Source organism: Vibrio sp. OPT46 (assembly GCF_015163535.1).
GTDB classification, from domain to species: domain Bacteria; phylum Pseudomonadota; class Gammaproteobacteria; order Enterobacterales; family Vibrionaceae; genus Vibrio; species Vibrio alginolyticus.
The window spans coordinates 7,088-14,661 of sequence record NZ_JADDYG010000184.1 but is presented as its reverse complement, the minus strand read 5'-3'; the positions used below and the strand labels follow the sequence as shown (position 1 = coordinate 14,661).

General features: G+C 43.1%; 7 protein-coding genes. 1 reads left to right on the top strand and 6 read right to left on the bottom strand.

Going from position 1 to position 7,574, the window contains the following annotated elements; translation table 11 throughout:
- The 3 genes from IQR33_RS32650 to IQR33_RS08660 form a co-directional block, all read right to left on the bottom strand.
- On the bottom strand, window positions 1-218 hold a 218-nt coding region (locus IQR33_RS32650), incomplete at its 3' end, for a hypothetical protein (RefSeq protein WP_228013812.1).
- The gene (locus IQR33_RS08665) at window positions 211-1,395 is read right to left on the bottom strand and encodes an acyl-homoserine-lactone synthase (protein WP_193838091.1); all 1,185 of its coding nucleotides are present in this window, start codon (window positions 1,393-1,395) and stop codon (window positions 211-213) included. The genes IQR33_RS08665 and IQR33_RS32650, both read right to left, overlap by 8 nt.
- A gap of 156 nt (window positions 1,396-1,551) precedes the next feature.
- Entirely contained in the window at window positions 1,552-2,811 is a 1,260-nt protein-coding gene (locus tag IQR33_RS08660; protein WP_005376774.1) for a dicarboxylate/amino acid:cation symporter, read from the bottom strand.
- A gap of 544 nt (window positions 2,812-3,355) precedes the next feature.
- Between IQR33_RS08660 and IQR33_RS08655 the strand changes: the two genes are divergently transcribed.
- Window positions 3,356-4,897 (top strand): long-chain-fatty-acid--CoA ligase, encoded by a 1,542-nt coding sequence (locus IQR33_RS08655; protein WP_170893473.1) that lies wholly within the window; start codon window positions 3,356-3,358, stop codon window positions 4,895-4,897.
- A gap of 126 nt (window positions 4,898-5,023) precedes the next feature.
- Here the strand turns inward: IQR33_RS08655 and IQR33_RS08650 are convergent, their stop codons facing one another.
- The 3 genes from IQR33_RS08650 to trpB all read right to left on the bottom strand — a co-directional run.
- Window positions 5,024-5,719 carry a Crp/Fnr family transcriptional regulator gene (locus tag IQR33_RS08650; RefSeq protein ID WP_182016734.1) on the bottom strand — a complete coding sequence of 232 codons (696 nt, stop codon included), beginning with the start codon at window positions 5,717-5,719 and terminating at the stop codon, window positions 5,024-5,026.
- A gap of 196 nt (window positions 5,720-5,915) precedes the next feature.
- Window positions 5,916-6,722 carry a tryptophan synthase subunit alpha gene (trpA, locus tag IQR33_RS08645; protein ID WP_025767264.1) on the bottom strand — a complete coding sequence of 269 codons (807 nt, stop codon included), beginning with the start codon at window positions 6,720-6,722 and terminating at the stop codon, window positions 5,916-5,918.
- Window positions 6,722-7,574: tryptophan synthase subunit beta (gene trpB / locus IQR33_RS08640; RefSeq protein ID WP_228013811.1), on the bottom strand; the 853-nt coding region annotated here is incomplete at its 5' end. The genes trpB and trpA, both read right to left, overlap by 1 nt.

Here is a 7,574-nt window from a genome sequence, read left to right as displayed (position 1 = left end):
GGCAATAAATCGGTATGGAAATAGGCGTTGCTGCTTATCCAAACAATGATACAGCTGGAATAAGCGATGTAAGGCGCGTGATGCGAGCCTAAGATTGATTCACTCTTCTGTTTTAGGCGATAGCAGTAATACAGTAGCCAAGCGAATACTATTAGTACAGTCGCGTACAATGCCATTGCTTTTGGGTAAAAGAGACCGTGCAAATGAACATCAAGCATGCTCATTCACCTTTTTATCCATTCTTTTTGTTCGTACGCAATGTTTGTAGTCGCGAAATTGTATGTCTTGAAATGCTTCAACCATCATACCTAAATTCCAGAAACCGCGGTATGTCTTGGTACCGTCACCGTTAATGTCGCGGTATCCTGAGTGAAAGTAGGCACTTAAATCAATAGATTGATAGAAATTTAACATAAATACTTGCTCAATAATGGTAAAGCCGAGCTTATAGCCTGCTTTATAGAGCTCGCTCATCATAGTTTTTTGCGCCAGATACAAAAAATACAGCTTTTGTTGAATGTTGCCTCCCACCGTAAGACGCAGTACTTCGCAAACCGCTTCAGTGTTCTTTACATGAGATTGAAACTGAGCATCAAACCCAATAAGAGTGTGCTCATGAGTTAGAGCACGACACTCCAAAATACCCAGTTGATTGAGAACACTGTACCCATGATTAGGAAAGCAAAACTGCCATTGTTCGTTACTAAACTGTGGTGAGTAACTGAGCCAGTTATTTCGTTGATGCCAGCTTTGCACTAAAGCGGAGGAGACCATGATTGGTGAAGATGACGATTTGAGCAAGAGGGCAAAGTGCTGCCCTTTTTGCGAGAGTGATAAAAGAGGCAAGATTTCAAACCATTGTTCAGTTTGGACGAAAAGCTCAAGATTACTCAGTGTGATCGCTTCGGAAATCGGCATTAACGCTGCATGATTTGGCAGCATTACCTCAAGATCGCAATCTGCGATATCTTCAATTAACACGCTAGTATAGCTGTGGTCGTCAAACGGAAGCGGAGTAGGAATCGCAGCTTCGTTTGAAGGATATTTTTGCTTGATTGCTTCGATCTCGCATTGACACCAGAAAACCATCCAATGCGGGTAACAATCTGCGGCAAGTTGTTCAAGTAAACGAATCTCTTTGGAGAAACCTGTCGGATACTGTTGCACTAAATCTCGATAATCCATTAACTCAAATAGTGCAGAAAGACTTTTTGATGCGTGTTTAGGAAAGAGAGATTTAAGCAGTTTTATTCGATACAGAGCAACCTGTTGAAAAAGAGCATCTCGTTTTTGTTTCGTTAGGGTAAGAATAACTGAGTCAACCAGGGCCTGCTGCTTTGGTTCGATCGGCAAATTTATTTTGGTGAGATATTCCAAAGATTGCTCAAGACTCATGATATAACCTAGCTCTAACGTTTTGTTATATTTTGTAATGGTTTATATCATTTTGAAAAATTTATGCCATCGGTTTCTATTTGTATAGTTACGTAATGCAAGAAAAGACAAAAAAACCGCTCATTATGAGCGGTTTTTGGTCTATTCAAGAAAGGGTTAGGCTTCTTGCTTTTTTAGCTCAGCTTCTGCCGTTTCTTCTTCAATTAGCGCATCAACGATAACTGCACATGCAGCATCACCTGTGATGTTCAGTGCTGTACGAATCATATCGAAAATACGGTCAAGAGCGAATAGCAGCGGTAGACCTTCAATTGGAATGCCAGCGGCAAGAAGCACGGCAACCACTAGGAAAGAAGGGCCAGGAACACCCGCTTGACCAACCGCACCCAATGTAGACGTTACGATAATTGCAATGTAAGCGCCCATGCCTAGATCGATATTGAACAGTTGAGCAAAGAAGATAGCAACCAAGCCATAGTAAATCGCATTACCTGACATGTTGATCGTTGCGCCTAGAGGCAGAACAAATGATGCAGTTGAATTTTTTACGCCCAGCTCTTTTTCACAGGTGTCCATTGTAACAGGCAGTGTTGCCATAGAAGACGCTGTTGAAAGCGCAACTGCTTGCGGTTTCTTCATTGAAGACAGGAATTTCTTCGCAGATGTCTTCGTGAAAACATGCACCATTGCTGGGTAAACAACGAAACCGAAGATTAGGATGGCGGCAACGTAAACAACGAACAGTTTAAACACCACCATTAGCGCACCAAAACCGAACGTACCGACGGCTTCTGCCATCAGACCAAATACACCGATAGGTGCAATGATCATTACTTTGTTGATCATCCAAACCATTGCGTCAACGATGCAGTTAACACCATTGATGATTGGTTCACGACGCTCTTTTGCTTGCTTAGAAATCGCAATACCAAAGAACATACAGAAAACGAGGATCTGTAGGATGTTTGCTTCATTTAGTGATTGGAAAACGTTGGTTGGGATCATACCAGTGATGGTTGCCCAGAAAGTAGGTAGTTCACCTTTTGAAGCGTATTCTGCTGAGAACATGCCTTCAACGCCAGAGACGTCGATACCCATGCCTGGTTGGAATACTTCACCCATAAATAGTGCAAGCGCAACGGCTAGGGCGGATGTTAAACCAAAATAACCTAGAGTGACGATGCCAACTTTACCTGCTGACTGGCTGTTCCCAAGACCAGCGGCGCCAGAAATCAAGGCTACAGCGACCAAAGGAATAACCAACATTTTGATTAAGTTGATAAAGATAGCACCTAAAGGAGCGAACACTGTCGCATCATGACCCATCATGGCACCAACGGCTGTGCCCACGATCATGGCGATTACGACTTGTACGCCAATGTTGTTTAGCAAACTCTTTTCTTTTAACACTTCCATAACCTCTGTGCTAATAAAATGTAAAATCCTAAAATTACCCACTAACCATAAATGGATTTACGGATAATTATCTCGCCTTGCTTTTTACACTTATCGTTTACAATTGGCAATATGCAGCAAGGTATTATTGATGGATTAATCGATATTTTATTGACGAACGATAAAGTTTTGTTCAATAGCAAACGTTTGCTATTGATTTTTCTTATAAGGGTCGCGCTTAGGATTGTTCAAGCTTATTTTTCTTTATTTGTTTTCTTTTTGTTAATTTTAACCGCTTTTGTATTTGCTATTGCAGTCAGAGTTTTTAGTGACTTGGGTTGATATTTATAACAATTCATCTCTTTCAAGCTCACACTTTTATTAATTTGCCTTCTGAAATGTTAATTGCTTTACATTCTTAGTCCTGATTGCATTGTAAACATAATGTTAAATGGTAATGACTGGTGAGAATCAAATGCTGACGATCCAGTGTTAAGGATAACTTGCTTAGTTAATGCTCCTGAGCTGATTAGACGAGAAAGACAAGGTAAGAGGTGAAGAGACTATGATGAATCTTGCTGCTGCGTTACAAAGAAATGCTGCGAGTAAACCAGATAAAACGGCGTTGATATGTGGCGCTGAAAAGATAAATTATGCGCAGTTTAATGCGATCGCCGGCAAGATCGCAGCGTCTTTAATCAATAAAGGCGTAAAGCCAGGTGACCGCGTTGCGATTTCATGCCCAAACATTCCTTTTTTCGCGTTTGTTTATTATGCAATACAAAAAGCTGGCGCGGTTGCAGTCCCATTAAATGTGCTTTTGAAAGCGCGAGAAATTAAGTATCACTTAGAAGATTCAAAAGCGAAGTTTTATTTCTGCTTTGAAGGGACGAAAGAACTGCCAATGGCAAAAGAGGGCGTCAAAGCCTTTGAACAAGTCGATACATGCGAAGGCATAGTCGTACTGACTCAATCTCAAGATCAAAGCTATTGGAATGGTGTAATAACTCTCAATGCGTTTATAGCCGATGTCCAACCGTTGCCGGATTATATACCGCGTAATGCGGATGATACTTGTGTGATTTTGTATACATCAGGGACGACAGGCTTACCAAAAGGCGCTGAGCTGACTCAGCAGAACATCATAATGAACGCTCTGGTGGCACAAAACATTATGGGCAGCCAGGCCGATGATATTCACTTAGTAACTTTGCCTTTATTTCATACATTTGGTCAAACCGTCCACTTAAATGCTAGTGTTTTGGGCGGGGCAACATTGGTGTTAGTGCCTAGGTTTGAGCCTAAACATGTTCTTGAGCTGGTGGAAAAACATAGGGTGACGATATTTGCTGGTGTGCCAACGATGTACATCGGTCTGCTTCACGTGCAGCATCAATTTGATACCTCGTCATTGCGTGTTGCAGTAAGCGGTGGTGCGCCATTGCCAACCGAAATCTTTCGAACCTTTGAAGAAACATTTAATGTGCCGATCTTAGAAGGATACGGGTTATCGGAGACAAGTCCTATTGCATGTTTTAATCATTTAGATCAGGAGCGTATACCAGGCTCGGTAGGTCAACCGGTTCAAGGCGTCGAAGTAAGAGTTATCGACATTGAAGGCAATGCACTACCGATAGGCGAAGAAGGTGAGATTGTTGTGCGTGGTCATAATGTTATGAAGGGATATCTTGACCGTCCAGAAGTTACTGAATCTGCGCTACAAAATGGTTGGTTCCATACTGGTGATGTGGGCCGCTTTGACAGTTCTGGTAATTTATTTATTGTCGATAGAATGAAAGATCTGATCATTCGAGGTGGATTTAATGTTTATCCCAGAGAAATTGAAGAAGTTTTCATGACTCATCCTGCAGTTTCAATGGTAGCGGTGATAGGGATTCCAAATGAAGAGTATGGCGAAGAGATAAAAGCCTACGTTGTACTTAAACCAAAAGAATACATTGACGCCGATTCATTACAAAAGTGGGGTAAAGAGCAATTAGCCTCGTTTAAGTATCCTCGTTATGTCGAAATTCGTGAACACCTCCCGATGAGTGCGACAGGAAAGATTTTGAAACGTGAGTTGAAATCTGAATTGAATATAGCTTAGTCAATTCAATGGTCTTTGTGTCACAGCGCCACTTGCCTAAGCGCAAATGGTGTTGTGCTCTTGACCAATTAGATGCATAAGGTTTTTAGCTATCGTTAGACAATACTTAGCGTTTGTTGAATGGATCTATTGCTCGAGTTTTTTAAAGTATTCTTCTAAGCGCTTCGGATTGGTAATGGTTACTGAGCCATAGTTTAGCTCTAGCATCCCGATACTTTCTAATCGTTTTAGTATCTTGTGTACACTCTGACGAGTTAGCCCCATCATGTTAGCGATATGTTCTCTTGTTACCCTGACAACGCATGGTCGAGTATCGATCGCTTGATTAAGTTGGTATTCAGCAAGCAGCAGCAACCTTTTGGCGACTCGTTCTTCAATTCCTCTAATCGCGTCATCTTCGATAACAGAAATAGCAGACCACAAGCGGCGGCTAAGTAAGTCGAGTATAGTGGGGTAACTTTGAGGGTATTTGGCGAGTAATTGGCGAAATTTATCTCCAGGAAGCTCCATTACAGTCACGTCAGAATGAGCGGTCGCACCAAAAATACGAGGCATGCCGGGAGAAAAAACATTGTCTCCAAACCAACCACCAGCTTCGAAAATCATCAGTGTGACTTCTTTGCCTTTTGAACTAATTGAGTTCACTCTCACTGCACCTTGAGCTATGACCATAAGAGAAGATTGAAGCGCACCTTTATTGCAAATCAGTGCTTTTTCGTCGAAGCAGCGAACCTTAGTCATTTGCGCTGCTTCACTAAGCCCTTTATCTGGCAGCCCTGATAGTACAGGACATTTGGCTAGCAGTGTTTTGACTTCTTCCATGTAGCAACCTTACTGCACATTGCTTTATTGAGTTAGTTAAGTTACCCAAGCTTAACACTCTTTGAGAGCTCTGCTTGAGATAGATTTGGAAAGTGCGGGCGTTGAACAAAAAATGACGTGGTATAAACGCGATAGTAAGAAAACGCCCACTAAACATAATGTTAAGCGGGCGTTGTTGTGTCATATCAAACTGAAATTATTTTTGAGTGGCAGCTTTCATTGCAGAAACGAATTCACCTAGCTTGTCGAGCATAATTTGTGGCTGCTCAACGTTCGCTTCAATGATTTTTACCACGGCTGAACCAGAAATTGCACCAGCCGCACCAGATTCTAGTGCTTGTTTCACCTGTGCAGGCTCAGAGATGCCAAAACCAAGTAGCGCTGGTGGTGCATCAAATTGGTTCAGTCTATCGAGCATATGACCTACAGGCATGTTTGCTTTGGTTTCTGCGCCAGTAACACCTGCACGAGAGAGTAGGTAAGTGTATCCGCCACCCAACTCTGATACTTGCTTCAGTGTTTCATCACTTGCCGTTGGTGGTGCGATGAAGATTGGGTGAATACCAAACTTTTCTGCAGCAGCAACAAATTCAGCACTTTCATTAGTTGGTACGTCTGCAATCAAAACAGAATCGATGCCTGCTTTTGCACAACGCTCATAGAAGTTCTCGATACCACGAGAGTAAACAAGGTTCGCGTACATCAGAAGGCCAATAGGCAACTCTGGGTACTTAGCTCGGATCTTACCGATTTGCTCGAAGCAGATATCTGGTGTTGCACCTGAATCTAACGCGCGAATGTTAGCGCCTTGGATGGTTGGGCCATCGGCTAGCGGATCTGAAAATGGAATACCAAGTTCAAGGGCATCTGCGCCAGACTCAACCAGTGTTTCCATGATTTTGTAAGACTGCTCTGCGTTTGGATCGCAAACCGTTACGAACGGTACAAACGCGCCTTGGTTCTTTTCGTTTAGGCGCTCAAACATCTTTTCATAACGGCTCATTAGATTGCTCCTTTTTCTTCTAGGATGGCATGCACAGTGAAGATATCTTTATCACCACGACCAGATAGGTTAACAACCAACAATTGCTCTTTTTCTGGGTTCTCACGAGCCATACGCAGTGCATGAGCCAGTGCGTGAGAAGATTCTAGAGCAGGGATGATACCTTCGTGACGCGCAATCTCTTGGAATGCTTCTAGCGCCTCATCATCTGTTACGTTGTCGTATTCAGCACGGCCGATTGCGTTTAGGTGGGCGTGTTGTGGACCAACTGAAGGGAAATCAAGACCAGCAGATACTGAGTAAGACTCTTCAACTTGGCCGTTTGGATCTTGCATCAATGGCGCTTTCATACCGAAGAAGATGCCTATTTTACCATGCTTAAGTGGTGCACCGTGCTGGTCAGTATCGATACCTTTACCTGCTGGCTCAACACCAATTAGGCGAACGCTTTCTTCTTCGATGAAGTCAGCAAACATGCCGATAGCGTTTGAACCACCGCCCACACATGCGATAACCGCATCAGGAAGACGGCCTTCACGTGCCAAAATCTGATTCTTCGTTTCTTCACCAATCATGCGTTGGAAGTCACGCACGATGGTTGGGAATGGGTGAGGACCTGCCGCTGTACCTAGTAGGTAGTGCGCGTCTTCATAAGTTGCAGACCAGTCGCGTAGCGCTTCGTTACATGCGTCTTTAAGCGTTGCAGAACCCGAGTGGACAGGAATTACTTCAGCACCCATGAGTTTCATACGGAATACGTTCGGGCTTTGACGTTCAACGTCTTTTGCACCCATGTAAACACGACATTTCAGACCAAGAAGCGCACATGCTAGTGCGGTTGCAACACCGTGT